Source organism: Halorubrum sp. Eb13, assembly GCF_002252895.1.
GTDB lineage: Archaea > Halobacteriota > Halobacteria > Halobacteriales > Haloferacaceae > Halorubrum.
Window position 1 is genome coordinate 1 of the sequence record NZ_NHPE01000003.1, and the last position, 13,378, is coordinate 13,378.

A 13,378-nucleotide genomic window follows, 5' to 3' on the forward strand; every position below is an offset into this window, starting at 1 on the left:
AGATGTGTATAAGAGGCAGGATCCGGACTGCCGCTGCCACCGTCGCCCCCGTCTCCGCCAGCGCTGCCATCGCTGCCATCGTCGCCGTCCAACCCGTCGACGCCGTCGTCGCCGTCGCCGCCGCGGCGGTGTCGATCGCGAGCCTCCCGGCCGCCGCCGTCGTCTCGGCCGCCGGTCTCGCGCTCGTCTGGCTCCGCGGGTACGTCGTCCCGGGGACGCCGCGCTTCGCGCCGCTGCTCGTCGCCCCGATCCCCGGCAGCGAGGCGCTGTTCCACGGCGCGGACGCCGCCACCGACGGCGGCCGCGCGCCGGCGGCCGGGAGCGGCTCGCTCGACCCGGACGACGTCGACGGCGAGGCGCTCCTCGACCGACTCCTCGCGGCGGGCGTCCTCGGAGTGGACGGCGACGCCGTCGCGCCGACCGACGAGTACCGCGACCGCTGGAACGCCGAGATGGCGCGGCTCCGCATCCGCGAGACGGAGGCGATCGCCGACGTCGCCCGGGAGATATCCCCGGCGACCGAGTCCCGAGTCGTCCGCGGCGACGGCGACGCCGACGGCGACGAGTGGGTCGCGCTCTCCGCCGCCGGCGCGAACACGGTCGACGAGACGTGGCTCCGCCGGCCGGTGGCCATCGCCGAGATCGCGGGCTACCGCGCCGCCGAGCCCTTCCTCTCGGACGAGTCGTTCCGGCTCGCGGCGGCGCGGACGAACCGGATGTTCCTCGACGCCTGTCCCGACTGCGAGGGCGACCTGAAACGCGGGGTCGACCTCCCCTGTTGCGGCGGCTACACCGGCCCCGACGAGGAGCCCGCCGAAACGCTCGCCTGCCCGGACTGCGGGGTCCGACTCTTCACCTTCCCGCGGGAGTAGCGGTCTCGGTCGGCGCGGGAGACCCGCTCTCGACCGGTCCCGGTCCGCGGTACGTTTGTATAGGTAGCATCCGTCATCCCTCCCATGAGCATCCCGTCGGAGGCGGCGTTCGCCCGCCGATGGCGAGCCCTCTCGCCGGCAGAGCGCCGCGAGTTCGTCGCCGCGCTGTGGGCGGCGCGGGGCTGGGAGACGACCCGCGAGGCGGCCGAGTCGAGCGTCGTCGTCGCCCGTCGCGACGGCCGCGTTCGACGGATCGCGGTCGGGACGCCCGTTCCGGACGACGCCGACGCGGTCGTCGGGGACGGAGCGCGGCGCCTCCTCGCCGCGTCCCCCCGGCGCCGAGCCGACGCGGTCGGGGCGGCGTACGTCTCGCCGGCCGACCTCCGCGAGCGGCTGTGCTACGGGATCGACCGCGACGCGGCGGACCGGCTGTTCCGCCGGCGCTTCGGCGTCGACCTCGCGGCCGCCGGCGCGGCCGCCGCCGCGGGTCCCGGCGGCGTCCGACGCCGCGCGTCGCGACTCCGGCGGTCGGTCTCGGACGAGAGGCGGACCGCGCTCGCCGTCGTCGCCGTCGCCGCCCTGGTGGCGGCCGCCGCGGTCCTCGCCGTGGGCGGGCCCTCGGCGTTCGGCGGGGTCACCGGGCTCGGTCCCGGCGTGGGGGAGCCGGCTCCCCCGTCGCCGCCGGCAGGCGGGGAGTACGCGGCCGCCGCGGACGCCATCGGCACCGCGGAGTCGGCGGAGCGCGGCGCGGCCACGCTCGACGACGCGGCGTCCCTCGGGCTCTACGAGGACGCGCTCACGGGCACGGTTGGGTCGACGGCGCGGACGCCGCCCGGCGTCTTCCTCACCGGCGTCTACGACGCGGACGCGCTCGCCGACGCCCACGTCGCCGCCGCGTCGACCCTCTCGTCGGCGTCCGTCCTCCTCGTCGCGTCCGGGCCCGCGAACGCGACGGACCTCGACGCGTCGACCGGGGGCCGCGTGGGGATCGCCGGCGACGGCGGCGTCGAACTGGCGGTCGCCTCCGAGCGCCGGTACCGGATCGCCGCCTCGGCGAACGCGTCGGTCCCGAACGCGCCGGTCCCGAACGCGAGCCGCGACGGGGTCGTCGAGGTGTTCGCCGACGGCGACGCCGTCTACGAGCGGGCCGCGGGGTCCGGGGGCGTAGAGACCCGTCGCGTCCCGCCCGCGGCGGCGCCGAACGCGACGGCGCTCGCCGGCGAGGTCGCCGCGGAGCCGATCCGGCGGTTCCTGAACGGGAGCGAGTCGACGGTCCGCCCGGCGGCCACGGAGATCCCGCTGTACCGGGTCGAGGTGCGCGGCGAGCCCCGCGCGCTCGGCGAGGAAGTCAGCGACTTCCGGGCGGTCGCGTTCGTCAGCGCCGACGGCCTCGTCCTCGAGCTGTCGGCGACGTACGTCCACGAGCCCACCGGCGAGCGCGTCCGGGTCGCGTTCCGGTACGACCGTCTCGGCGACACCGCCGCGGTCCCGCCGGCGTGGTATCCCGAGGCCTCCCCGGACGGCGACGCCGGGGCGTCGACCTGACGGTCGCCCGCCCCGCCGTCGGGGTCCCTCGCTGCACGTAGTCGCCGTCGCCCTCAATCGTCGCCGGCTTCAGTCGCCGCCGGCTTCAGTCGCCGTCGCCCGCTCGGCGCTCGGCGGGTTCCGCCGCGGCGGCGGACGGGGGACCCGACCGCTCGACGCCCGCGCTCTCGGGGATCGAACCGTCGGTCGCGGTGACCGTCACGTCGCGTTTCGGGTACGGGATCTCGATGTCGGCCGCGGCCAGCGCCTTGTACAGCGCGCGGTTGAGCTCGTGCTGTGCGCGTCGGCGCCGCGTCGGCCCGTTGACCCAACAGAGGATCTCGTACTGCAGCGCCGAGTCGCCGAACGAGCGCAGCCGGGCCCGCGGCTTCGGCGAGTCGAGGACCAGCGGCTCCGCCTGCACGACCTCGAGCGCGAGCGCCTCGAACGCGTCGACGTCGGTCCCGTAGGCGACGCCGATCGGGACCCGAACGCGGCGCCGGCGCTGCGGCGCGGACTCGTTCGTCACCTTCGCGGCGTTGAGCGCCGCGTTCGGCACCGTCACCAGCACCTCGTCGCGGGTGAGCAGCGTCGTCGAGCGCACGCCGACTTTGATCACGGTCCCGGCGGTGCCGTCGTCGAGGACGATGTAGTCGCCGATCTTGTAGGTGTCGTCGAAGTAGAGCGCGATCCCGCCGAAGAAGTTCGCGACCGTGTCCTTCGCGGCGAAGCCGACCGCGATGCCGGCGACTCCCGCGGCGCCGAGCAGGGGCGTGATCTCGATGCCCCACAGCCACAGCAGCGTGCCGGCGCTCCCGACGAGCACCGCGAGCGTCCAGACGTTCGAGAACACGGGCGCGAAGTCGAACCGACCGCCCTCCTCGTTGACGGCGGCGACGAGCCGGTTCACGACGGTGTTCGCCGCGTGCGCCCACACGAGGACGATCACCGACAGCGACGGCCGACCGAAGACGCTATCGAGCAGCCGGGGGCTCACGAGCACCGAGGTCCGGACCGACGGCACCTGCGTGAGGAGGTACACCCCGACGAGCGCGGCGGTGACGACGAGCGGCGCGCGCAGCGAGGAGATGACGATGTCGTCGTACCCGGAGTCGGTGGCCGCGACGTACCGGCGGGCGACCCGCAGGACGGCGAACTCCATTCCCACGGCGGCGACGATCGAGACCACGAGGACCGCGACCGTCGCCTCGACCGCCGTGAGCCCCTCGAACAACGTCAGCGGCGACGGGATCATACCGTCCGGAGGCGAGTGCGCGAGATAACCGTTTCTGCGGGGTCGGTCTCCTACTCGAACCGCTTCCGGACGCTCTCGACGCCCGAACTCGGGCGTTCCGTCTCTGCGGCCGGCCGAGTCGCCTCGACGAGGTCGACGAGTTCCCGGAGGCTTTCGATCTCCGAGGCCGGTTCGACGTCGAGGTCGAGCGCGGCGTTGTGCTCGCGCCTGAGGAACACGCCGTCGAGCCCGGCTCGCTCGGCGGCGATCACGTCGGTGGCGCGGTCCCCGACGTAGAGCCCTCCCTCGGCACCGAGCGCGTCGAGGGCCTCGTTCAGGTAGTACGGCTCCGGCTTCCGCCGGCGGAACCCCTCCGGGCCGAGGTCGCGGCCGCGGACGAACGAGAACCCGTCGAGCCGGAAGTGGTCGACGACGAACTCGACGGTCGGGTGGTAGTTGTTGCTCACGAGCCCGATTGGGACGTGCCGCGCGAGTTCATCGATCGCGTCGACGTCGGGACAGAGCCGCCTCGTGCCGGCCGCGAGCCGCGCGACGGAGCGCTTCGCGCTGCGCTCCTCGCGGGCCCGGAACAGCGTCGCCGGATCGACGCCGAGCTCCTCGCAGGCGACGCGAAATTCGTCGTCGTAGTCGCGCGTTTCGAGCGGGCGGCGGCGGTCGCCGGTCACCCGCATGTCCCGTTCCTCGAGGACGTCGCCGAGGGCGCGGCTGTGAACCACCTCGTCGGTCCCCCAACCGTCGAGGATCACGCCGTCCATGTCGAAGAGGACGACCTCGTCGTTCCGTCCGTCGGTGTCGTGATGCGTTGTCATGTGTTCCGTGTGTCGTCGTCGGTCCGCGGGTCGTTCGCGGCGCGAGCCGTTCGCACTCGGTTATCGGTCCGCCTCGGAGGGCCGAGGCTGGGTCTCCCGCCGATAGGCGGGGTTCAGCGCACCTTCCGGCGGGCGTACGCCGACACTCCCTCGCTCACCAGCACGACGCCGAGGATGGCGATCAGCAGCGCCGACACCGTCCGCCACGCGAACGAGTCGATCGCCTCGAACAGCTGGACGCCGATCCCGCCGGCCCCGACGAACCCGAGGATCGTCGCCGCCCGCACGTTGATGTCCCAGCGGTACACGCTGAGTCCGACTAAGGCCGGCTTGATCTGCGGGACGATCCCGTAGATCAACAGCTGCGCAGGGCTCGCGCCGGTCGCCCGGACCCCCTCCACCTGCCCGAAGTCTATCTCCTCGATCTCCTCGCCGAGGAGCTTCGCGAGGAACCCGATCGACCGGACCGCGGTCGCGACGGTCCCCGCGAGCGCGCCCGGCCCGAGCATCACGACGAACAGCAGTGCCCAGACGATCGTGTGGACCGACCGCGAGACGGTGACGATGAGCTTTCCGAGCGCGTACGTCGCCCGGTTCGGCGTCGTGTTCTCGGCGGAGATGTACGCGACCGGGGCCGCCATCATCACCGCCGCGATCGTCCCGACGACGGCGATCTGTATCGTCTCGGCCAACGGCCCGACCGCGTTCGGCAGGTACCCCCAGTCCGGCGGGACCATCCGCCCGAGGAGGTCGCCGACCTGCGCCGGCGCGGTGGTCACGTACTGGAGGCTCATGTCGAGCCACTCCCACGAGGCGACCACGACGGCGACGGCGACCACGACGGACCCGATCCGGAAGAGCCGCTCTCGCGCGTCGAACCGGCTCCACTCGCGCGTGGCGCCAGCCATCACTGGACCCTCCGCCTGACGACGGCGCTCACGAACTCCGCGACGAGGACCACGGCGATGATCGCGACGAGGATCGCCGCCACGTAGTCGTACTCGTACCGTTGGTAGGCTCGCTGGAGGAGGACGCCGATCCCGCCGGCGCCGACGATCCCGACGATCGTCGACGACCGGATGTTGATGTCCCACCGGTACACGGCGAGCCCGGCGAACCGCGGAACGACCTGTGGGACGACCCCGTAGACCACGCTCTGAAAACGGGTCGCGCCGGTCGCCCGGACTGCCTCGACACCGCCCATGTCGATGTCCTCCAAGTCCTCGGCGAACAGCTTCGAGAAGAAGCCGATCGTCTTGAAGCTGATCGCGACGATCCCCGCGAGCGGGCCGAACCCGAGCGCGATGACGGCGATGATCGCGACGATCAGTCCGTCGATGGCGCGCGTAGCGCTGATGACCCCGCGGCTCAGGTAGTACACCGGCCGCGGCGCGAGGTTCTCCGCCGCTCCGAACGCGACGGGCAGGCTGATCGCGATCCCGGCGACGGTGGCGACCATCGCCATCGCGATCGTCTCGATCATGCGGTCGAACAGCCTGAGCGTGTATTCGCTGCCGGTCTCGGGCGGCAGCATCGAGTCGATCAGCTCGTAGCCGTAGCCGAGTCCCGAGAGGAACCGCCCGAGGGTGATCTGTAGGCTCGCCACCGACCAGACGACGAGCGCGAGGACGGCCCCGTACACCGCCCACTTCGTGTACCGGTTCCGGAACGCGGTCGGGCGCCGCCACGTCCGCCGGTCGGCCGCGCCCGTTGACCCCGCCGGCGAGGACGACTCGGTCGCCACGGGTCAGTCCTCCGCGGGCAGGCGGTCGGAACCGGTGTCCTGCCCGTTCCGCGCGCTCGACTCGTCGTCCGGACCCGACAGCCAGTCCGGGTCCGTCGCGGCCGACTCCGGCGGCTCCTCGCCGCGGTAGATGACGCCCTTCGACTCGTCGGTGAGGTCGCTCGCCGGCCCGTCGAAGACGAGCTCGCCGGCGTGGAGTCCGAGGATTCGGTCCGCGTACGCCTCCGCGAGGTCGACCTCGTGGATGTTGATCAGCACGGGCACGTCGCGATCCTCGGCGATGTCGGTGAGCAGCTCCATCACGTTGCGGGAGGTCTCGGGGTCGAGGCTCGAGGTCGGCTCGTCGGCCAGCAGGATCTTCGGCTCTTGGACGACCGCCCTCGCGATGCCGACGCGCTGGCGCTGCCCGCCGGAGAGCTCGTCGACCCGTTTGTCCTCCATGCCGTCGAGCCCGACGAGTTCCAGCAGCTCGTAGGCCCGCTTGACGTCCTCCGGCGGGAAGTTCCGTCGGAGCGCGGCCCAGTTCGAGAGGTAGCCGAGCCGCCCGGAGAGCACGTTCTCCATCACCGTGAGCCGCTCGACGAGGTTGTACTCCTGGAACACCATCCCGATGTTCCGGCGCGCGTCCCGCAGCTCGTCGTCGTCCAGCGCGGTCAGCTCCGTGTCATCGAGGCGGACGCTCCCTGCCGTCGGCTCGACCAGCCGGTTGATACACCGGACGAACGTGCTCTTGCCGGCCCCGCTCGGGCCGATCATCGCGACGACCTCGCGGCCGTCGATCCGCACGGAGACGTCGCTGAGCGCTTCGTCACCGGTTGGATACGTCTTTCCAAGCTTCTCCGTTTCGAGCATGGTTCAGAGGTTCCCGCTCTCGTACTCGACGCCGTTGTATCGTTGGATGATCAGGATGTCGTTGAAGACGTTCTTGTAGTCGATTTCAACGTACTCGGCCTCACCGGTGTTTTCGGCGTACTCGGTGTCCGTCCAGTCGGTCCCGATGGTCGCTTGCTTGATCCCTTCGACGATATCCGGGTGGAGGTCGTAGCGGTGGACCATCGGCCCCGGCGGGAACGGGTTGCTCGCCCAGACCAGTTTGAAATCGTCGTAGTCGATGTCCTCCGTCGACCCGATGAGGTCATCGACGCAGGTGCTACAGATCGGCCCGGCGTCGTAGTCGCTCGCCGCGATGCCGCGGGCGGTCTGGTCGTGGCCGCCCGAGAAGTTGACTTCGTAGTCCTCTCCGGCCGTCACGTCGAAGAACTGGTCGAACAGCGCCGACGGCGCCTGATTACCGGAATTCGACGCCGGCTCGGAGTGTGCGATTTTGACGTCGTCGCGCGCGAAGTCGTTGACGGACTGGATGTCGTGCTCGTCGTCGCGGGTGACCGCCAGCAGCCGGTAGCCGAACTGTCCGGAGGGACTTATCGGGACCGCGAACGGAACGACGCCGCCGAGGTTGACCCCGAAGGCGGACGTTCCGGTCGAGATATCGCCCAGGTGTCCGCGCCCCGCCCGGAACGACTCGACCGTCGCCGCGTTGGAGTCGACGGGCTGCCACTCGACCGTCCGGCCCGTCGTCTCCTCGAGCCGGTCCAGCAGCGGCTGGATGGTATCCTGATACTGCGACTGGCCGGACTCGCCGGGCTTGTCCACGAAGATGAGCGGGTCGGGGTCGACCCACTCGCTCTCGTCGTCGGGCAGCTCCCGTGGCGGGCTGCCGTGAGCTATCTCCTCGACGTCTTGGTTCCGCATGTTCTCCAGGTCCGTCTGGCTCCCCTGGAAGTAGTCGTTCTCCGAGACCGCCGTCATCAGGTAGTTGTTCTCCTCCCAGCCGGGCTCTGCGGGATCGAACTCCGAGGCGTCCGCGAGCATCGGGTCGCCCGATCCGCCGTCGCCGCCATCACCGCCGTCACCGCCGTCCTCGTCGCCCGAATCGAGGCCCGCCCCGGCCTCGCCGTCGCCGCTCCCGCCGGAACAGCCCGCCAGCCCGGCAATTCCGACGGCCCCGCCGGCCAGAATAAATCGCCGTCTCGAACTCGTCTCCGTCCGTCCGCCGGTGTCTTCCACCATTACGCTCTCACGATCGCGTATTCGGCGTATGAAGGCTGCTATGAATTGTATGGGGTGGTTTCGAGAGATACGGACCGGTGCGTGTTACTAGATAGTAATCCGTACCGGTCGGGAGCGGTATATATCTCTTCGCCTACTCGAACCGCTTCCGGACGCTCTCCGCGTGCGCCTCCAACCCCTCGGCCTCCGCGAGCGTCGTGACCGTCTCCGAGAGGTCGGCGAGCGCGTCGCGGTCGAGCCGCTGGACCGTCGACGACCGGAGGAAGGTGTCGACGGAGAGCCCGCCGTAGCGCTTCGCGCCGCCGTTCGTCGGCAGCACGTGGTTCGTCCCGGCCGCGTAGTCGCCGGCGGCGACGGGCGAGTACGCCCCGAGGAAGACGGAGCCGGCGTTCGTGATCCGATCTAAGAGGGCCTCGTCGTCGTCGGCGACGATCGAGAGGTGCTCGGCCGCGTACTCCTCGGCGAACAGCACGGCCTCGGGCATCGACCGGGCGCGGAGGACGCCGGAGGCGTCGTTGTCGAGGGCGGCCCGGATCGTCTCTTCACGCTCGCGGTCCGCGGCCTGCTCGTCGACCGCCTCGGCGACGGCGGCGGCGAGGTCGGCGTCGGCGGTGACGGCGACCACGGAGGCATTCGGGTCGTGCTCGGCCTGCGCGACGAGGTCGGCCGCGACGAGTTCGGGGTCGGCCGTCTCGTCCGCGAGCACGAGCACCTCGCTCGGCCCCGCGAGGAAGTCGATCTCGACGTCGCCCTGCACGACCGCCTTCGCGGCGGTGACCCACTTGTTGCCCGGGCCGACCACCTTCTGCGCGCTCGTCACCGTCTCCGTCCCGTACGCGAGCGCGGCGATCGCCTGCGCGCCGCCGACCTGGTACACCGCGTCGGCGCCGGCCTCGTGGACCGCCGCGAGGGTGACCGGATTCAGGTCCTCGGCCGGCGGGGTCGCGACCGCGACGTGGTCGACGCCCGCGACCGTCGCCGGGATGACCCCCATCAGCGCGCTGGAGGGGTACGCGGCCGCGCCGCCGGGCACGTACACCCCCGCGCGGTCGATCGGCCGGAACCGGCGGCCCAGCTCTCGGCCGCCGAACTCGTCGCGCCAGTCCTCGGGGCGCTGCCGCTCGTGGAACTCGCGGACGTTGGCGGCGGCTTCTCGGACCGCGTCGAGGACCGGATCGTTCGCGTCGTCGAGCTCGGCGTGCGCGCGCTGGGCGTCGTCGGTGACGTCGATGTTGCCGACGGTGACGCCGTCGAACTCCTCGGCGAACTCCCGCAGCGCGACGTCGCCCTCCTCGCGCACTCTACCGACGATCTCCGCCACGTCGTCGCGGACCGCGTCGACGCCGGCGTCGCGCTCGAAGAAGGCGCGCCGTTCGGCGGGCGAGAGGTCGGCGACGGTTCGTACGTCCATGCGCTCACTCCGGGCCGCGGTCAAAAGGGCGTTCCGACTCGGCGCACCCCGGGCGCGAGGGCGGTCGGCGCGTCTCCCCGTCTCACTCCAACCGTCTGACCCCGGTCACGTCGAGCGTCGCGAGCGCGACGAGGACCGCCAGCAGCCCCGCCGCGGCGAAGAGGATCGGCGCGGACAGCGCCACGGCCAGCTCGTAGGGCGCGACGAGGCGAGTCGTGCCGCGGACGACGAACGAGAGGAAGACGAGCCCGAACGCGAGCAGGGCGAGCCCGACGAAGCGGGAGCGGTTCATTCGGCGCCTCCGGGCCCCGTTCAGTCCGACTGCGCGACGCCCGAGCCGTGCGGTCCGTGCTCGCGATGGTCGCGCGTGCCGTCGAAGCCGCGACACATCTCGTAGAACACCGCTTCCGGGTCCTTGTTCCACTGCCACTTCCAGCGCGTCCGGACGAGCAGCGAGATCTTGCGGGCGAAGGAGAGCTCCGGCGTCGTCGACACCGTGTCGTACCCCAGGTCCCGGATGAGCCGGTGGTGGTCCGCGTACAGCACCGCCGCGAGCAACACCGCCAGCTGACAGTCCTCGGGGAGGTACTTGATCCCCGCGACCCCCTCCTCGTAGAGCCGCTCGGTCCGGGCGAGCTCCTCGCGGACCGCGGCCGCGACGTCGGCGTCGAACTCCAGCTCGAGGATCTGCTCCTCGCTAACGTCGTGTCGCCGGAGGGTCTCTAGGGGGAGGTACACCCGGCCGCGCTCGACGACGTCCTCGCGGACGTCGCGGATGAAGTTCGTCATCTGGAACGCCTCGCCGAGCTTGGTGGCGTGCGGAAGCGCCGCCGCCTCGGTCTCCTCGTCGAGGTCCATGATCGCGGTCATCATCCGCCCGACCGCGGCCGCGGAGCCGTCCATGTACGTCTCCAGCTCCTCGTACGTCTCGTAGCGGTCGGTGTCGATGTCGCTCTCCATCGCGTCGACGAACGAGCGGACGTCCTCGTCGGCGATCCCGTGTTCCGCTTTCACCTCGGCGAACGCCTCCAACACGGGGTCGTCGGTCGGCTCCTCGCCGAGAGCGGCCCGCCGGAGCCGGTCGAGCTCGGCGCGCTGTTCGGCCGGCGGCCCGGTGTCCTCGGCGTCGACGACCTCGTCGGCGATCCTGAAGAAACCGTACAGAACGTACGTTGCATGGCGGATCCGCTTCGGAAGCAGCCGGGTGGCGACGTGGAAGGTCTTGCCCGTGCGACGCTGGATCCGCTTGCTCCGGGCAACCTGTGTGTGCTCTACCATGGTGACCCCTGCCGGTCGGAGAGGAGGGTCAAGAGCGGGTCGCCGGTCATAAGGCAAAAATCGGCCTCCAAGAACATAACAGTTCGCACATCCATTGTTGTTTTCATGTCGGCTATCCGTTAATTCCGTGTTTATTCGGGAGACGCGAAGGAGGCGCGCCACCGGCGAAAACTCGGGCTCGGCGCCGCCTCGCGGTCAGTAGAACGTGTCGCTGCAGTCGTACACGACCCCGTGGGCCGGGCAGACGTACTTGCAGTGTCTGTGGTACATCGGGCTCTTGCAGATCGGGCACGGCCGACCGCCGGACCCGCCGGTCGGCCCGCCGCCCGTGTTCCCACCGCCGTCGCCCTCGCTCATGCGGTTCAGTACGGTCGCCGGAGGCATAACCGATCCCCTCCGCGCCGCGAGGCCGCCTCTCGCGGTCGCTCCGACCCACTGTAAGTATCGGTCTCCCTGACCAGTCAGGCCGACGCCAGCGAGTCGTACACCGACTGCGCGACGCGCTCCTCGCCGAACGGGAGCGTCAACACGCCGCCCCAGCCGTCCTCGGTGAGCGCGCTCACCGTCGGCTCGTCCAACTCGACCCGCCGGACCTCGGTCCCGTCGAGGGCCATCGACACGACGAACCGCTCCGGCTCGTCGACCGCGCCGGACGCGGCCAGTCGCTCCTGGAAGGCGTCGATCCCGTCGTCGCCGAGCGCGACGTACACGAGGTACTCGCCGTCGTCGTCGAAGACGCCCTCGACCTCGTCGAGGTCGCCGGCGCCGAACAGCCGCCGGTCGTCCTCGCCGTCCCGGAGGAGCCGCGCCTCGAACGGGGCCTCCGGATCGACGTCGACCGCGCCGGCCGGACCGCCGCTCTCGTCGCCTCCGGTCGAGCCGCCGCCGACCGGATCGTCGCCGATCGCTCCGTCGCCGGACGCGCCGTCGCCGCCCTCGCCGTCCGTCACCGCCGTCGCCCCGGCGAAGCCGACGGCACCGACCGCGCACGCGGCCCCCGCCCCGGCGAGCATTCCGCGTCGAGAGAGTTCCATACTCGACGGTCCCCGTCGGGGTTCAAAAGGGTTACACGCCGATTCACGCCGCTGATAACGGGTCCCGGTGGCGGCTTCGGCGGCTCACTATCAGCCCCCGCCGGCTCACGCGTCCGCGAACTCAACCTCCTCGCGCAGCGTCGTCTCGCCGAACAGCCAGTCCGCGTGGTCGACGGCGTACTCGCGGTGGTCCTCGGTGATGTAGCCGAGCGCGTCCTCGACGACGACGGGACGGTAATCACGCAGGCCTGCGCTGCCGGCCGTGTGAAGGACGCAGACGTTCGCGAGCGTTCCGCAGATCAGCAGGTCGTCGATCCCGTGCGCGTCGAGGTACCCCTCCAGCTCGGTCCGGTAAAAGGCGTCGTAGGTGTGCTTCTCGACGACGTGGTCGTCAGTGCGGACGTCGAGCCCCTCGACGAGCTCGGCGTCCCACGACCCCTCGACGACGTGTTCGCCCCAGCGGTCGAACTCGTCGTAGTAGTGCGTCTCGTCGAACTGCTCCGGCGGGTGGACGTCGCGGGTGTAGACGACGCTCGCGCCCGCCTCGCGCGCCTGCTCGACCAGCGCCGTCACCGGCCCGATCGCCGCCTCGCTCGGTTCGGCGTAAAGGCTCCCGTCCGGGTGACAGAAGCCGTTCTGCATGTCGACGACGATCACCGCGGTCTCGGTCGGATCGTACGGCATACGCGGCGATTGGGGTCCCGGTGTGAAAAATGCGAAGCCGGCCGTCGCGTCGCCGCCGGCGACCGACGGACCGGCAAACTACTTACCGGGTCGGTTGTAATCGCCACTATGCGACGGGTTCTCACCCTCTCGGTCGTCGCCGCGATCGCACTCCTCTCGCTCGGGGTCGGGGGAGTCGCCGCTGGCCCGGTCGCGGATAGCGTCGCTCCCAGTCAGACCGCGGATAGCGTCGCTTCCGGTCCGACGGACGTCGCCGCCGGCGACGTCCCCCGAAGCGCGACCGCCGCCGAGTGCGACGCGGGCGACGGGACGGAGGTCGTCGGCTGCTGGAACGGAACCCACTACGAGGCGGAGCTGTCGTTCAACCAGAGCGACGGCCTCAACGAGTCCGAGCTGGAGGCGCTGACGCACCTGACGATGGCGCGCGTCGAGCACATCCGCGAGCGACCGTTCCGGGAGGACGTGCCGGTCGAGACGGTTTCCCGGGAGGAGTTCATGAACGACTCGGCCGGCGGGAACAACAGCAGCGAGGCGTTCCGCCGCTGGAACGACCAGGTGTGGGAGGCGCTGTTCGTCGTCGGCGAGGAGGAGAACGCGAACGACGAGATCGACTCGGTGTTCGGCGACGACGAGGACGATCCGGTCCTGAGCCGGCGAGTAGAAACCGGAGACGGCGCCGCCGAACACCGAGTCGATC

Annotated in this window: 14 protein-coding genes and 1 pseudogene; 3 read left to right on the forward strand and 12 right to left on the reverse strand. The window is 71.1% G+C overall.

From position 1 onward, the window contains the following. Together DJ75_RS18415 and DJ75_RS00035 are read left to right on the forward strand one after the other, a co-directional pair. Nucleotides 1–872, forward strand: an 872-nt coding sequence (locus tag DJ75_RS18415; RefSeq protein WP_176451395.1) for a hypothetical protein, incomplete at its 5' end; no start/stop codon positions are given. 84 nt (nucleotides 873–956) lie between these two features. Further along, nucleotides 957–2,417, forward strand: a complete 1,461-nt coding sequence (locus DJ75_RS00035; RefSeq protein WP_094521843.1) for a hypothetical protein — start codon at nucleotides 957–959, stop codon at nucleotides 2,415–2,417. 85 nt (nucleotides 2,418–2,502) lie between these two features. Here the strand turns inward: DJ75_RS00035 and DJ75_RS00040 are convergent, their stop codons facing one another. The 12 genes from DJ75_RS00040 to DJ75_RS00090 form a co-directional block, all read right to left on the reverse strand. Continuing rightward, on the reverse strand, nucleotides 2,503–3,651 hold the full coding sequence (locus tag DJ75_RS00040) for a mechanosensitive ion channel family protein (RefSeq protein ID WP_094521844.1): 1,149 nt from the start codon (nucleotides 3,649–3,651) through the stop codon (nucleotides 2,503–2,505). A gap of 50 nt (nucleotides 3,652–3,701) precedes the next feature. Beyond that, the gene (locus DJ75_RS00045) at nucleotides 3,702–4,460 is read right to left on the reverse strand and encodes an HAD family hydrolase (RefSeq protein WP_094521845.1); all 759 of its coding nucleotides are present in this window, start codon (nucleotides 4,458–4,460) and stop codon (nucleotides 3,702–3,704) included. A gap of 113 nt (nucleotides 4,461–4,573) precedes the next feature. Then, nucleotides 4,574–5,368 (reverse strand): phosphonate ABC transporter, permease protein PhnE, encoded by a 795-nt coding sequence (phnE, locus tag DJ75_RS00050; RefSeq protein ID WP_094521846.1) that lies wholly within the window; start codon nucleotides 5,366–5,368, stop codon nucleotides 4,574–4,576. After that, a complete protein-coding gene (gene phnE, locus DJ75_RS00055; protein WP_094521847.1) occupies nucleotides 5,368–6,204 on the reverse strand; it encodes a phosphonate ABC transporter, permease protein PhnE in 837 nt (278 codons plus the stop codon). The genes phnE (DJ75_RS00050) and phnE (DJ75_RS00055) overlap by 1 nt, the downstream gene beginning before the upstream one ends. A gap of 3 nt (nucleotides 6,205–6,207) precedes the next feature. After that, nucleotides 6,208–7,056: a phosphonate ABC transporter ATP-binding protein gene (gene phnC, locus DJ75_RS00060; protein ID WP_094521848.1), complete on the reverse strand. Its 849-nt coding sequence runs from the start codon at nucleotides 7,054–7,056 to the stop codon at nucleotides 6,208–6,210. Nucleotides 7,057–7,059: 3 nt separating this feature from the next. Beyond that, the gene (gene phnD, locus DJ75_RS00065; protein WP_094521849.1) at nucleotides 7,060–8,274 is read right to left on the reverse strand and encodes a phosphate/phosphite/phosphonate ABC transporter substrate-binding protein; all 1,215 of its coding nucleotides are present in this window, start codon (nucleotides 8,272–8,274) and stop codon (nucleotides 7,060–7,062) included. 133 nt (nucleotides 8,275–8,407) lie between these two features. Continuing rightward, entirely contained in the window at nucleotides 8,408–9,685 is a 1,278-nt protein-coding gene (hisD, locus tag DJ75_RS00070; RefSeq protein ID WP_094521850.1) for a histidinol dehydrogenase, read from the reverse strand. An 82-nt stretch (nucleotides 9,686–9,767) separates the two neighbouring features. Continuing rightward, the gene (locus tag DJ75_RS00075; protein WP_094521851.1) at nucleotides 9,768–9,977 is read right to left on the reverse strand and encodes a hypothetical protein; all 210 of its coding nucleotides are present in this window, start codon (nucleotides 9,975–9,977) and stop codon (nucleotides 9,768–9,770) included. Between the two features lie 20 nt (nucleotides 9,978–9,997). Next, nucleotides 9,998–10,963, reverse strand: a complete 966-nt coding sequence (locus DJ75_RS00080; RefSeq protein WP_094521852.1) for a phytoene/squalene synthase family protein — start codon at nucleotides 10,961–10,963, stop codon at nucleotides 9,998–10,000. Between the two features lie 195 nt (nucleotides 10,964–11,158). After that, nucleotides 11,159–11,248 carry an HVO_2523 family zinc finger protein gene (locus tag DJ75_RS19355; protein ID WP_394338266.1) on the reverse strand — a complete coding sequence of 30 codons (90 nt, stop codon included), beginning with the start codon at nucleotides 11,246–11,248 and terminating at the stop codon, nucleotides 11,159–11,161. A 176-nt stretch (nucleotides 11,249–11,424) separates the two neighbouring features. Continuing rightward, a complete protein-coding gene (locus DJ75_RS00085; RefSeq protein WP_094521853.1) occupies nucleotides 11,425–11,997 on the reverse strand; it encodes a hypothetical protein in 573 nt (190 codons plus the stop codon). Nucleotides 11,998–12,102: 105 nt separating this feature from the next. Next, nucleotides 12,103–12,681 (reverse strand): cysteine hydrolase family protein, encoded by a 579-nt coding sequence (locus DJ75_RS00090; RefSeq protein ID WP_094521854.1) that lies wholly within the window; start codon nucleotides 12,679–12,681, stop codon nucleotides 12,103–12,105. Nucleotides 12,682–12,789: 108 nt separating this feature from the next. Between DJ75_RS00090 and DJ75_RS00095 the strand changes: the two are divergent. After that, nucleotides 12,790–13,378 (forward strand): annotated as a pseudogene (locus tag DJ75_RS00095) (hypothetical protein); the annotation flags it as partial.

What these genes read in the sequence shown, in the direction of transcription:
- DJ75_RS00035 (WP_094521843.1), top strand. Translation starts at nt 957, where the DNA reads ATGAGCATCCCGTCGGAGGCGGCGTTCGCCCGCCGATGGCGAGCCCTC.
- DJ75_RS00040 (WP_094521844.1), bottom strand. Translation starts at nt 3,651, where the DNA reads ATGATCCCGTCGCCGCTGACGTTGTTCGAGGGGCTCACGGCGGTCGAG.
- DJ75_RS00045 (WP_094521845.1), bottom strand. Translation starts at nt 4,460, where the DNA reads ATGACAACGCATCACGACACCGACGGACGGAACGACGAGGTCGTCCTC.
- phnE (WP_094521846.1), bottom strand. Translation starts at nt 5,368, where the DNA reads ATGGCTGGCGCCACGCGCGAGTGGAGCCGGTTCGACGCGCGAGAGCGG.
- phnC (WP_094521848.1), bottom strand. Translation starts at nt 7,056, where the DNA reads ATGCTCGAAACGGAGAAGCTTGGAAAGACGTATCCAACCGGTGACGAA.
- phnD (WP_094521849.1), bottom strand. Translation starts at nt 8,274, where the DNA reads ATGGTGGAAGACACCGGCGGACGGACGGAGACGAGTTCGAGACGGCGA.
- hisD (WP_094521850.1), bottom strand. Translation starts at nt 9,685, where the DNA reads ATGGACGTACGAACCGTCGCCGACCTCTCGCCCGCCGAACGGCGCGCC.
- DJ75_RS00075 (WP_094521851.1), bottom strand. Translation starts at nt 9,977, where the DNA reads ATGAACCGCTCCCGCTTCGTCGGGCTCGCCCTGCTCGCGTTCGGGCTC.
- DJ75_RS00080 (WP_094521852.1), bottom strand. Translation starts at nt 10,963, where the DNA reads ATGGTAGAGCACACACAGGTTGCCCGGAGCAAGCGGATCCAGCGTCGC.
- DJ75_RS00085 (WP_094521853.1), bottom strand. Translation starts at nt 11,997, where the DNA reads ATGGAACTCTCTCGACGCGGAATGCTCGCCGGGGCGGGGGCCGCGTGC.
- DJ75_RS00090 (WP_094521854.1), bottom strand. Translation starts at nt 12,681, where the DNA reads ATGCCGTACGATCCGACCGAGACCGCGGTGATCGTCGTCGACATGCAG.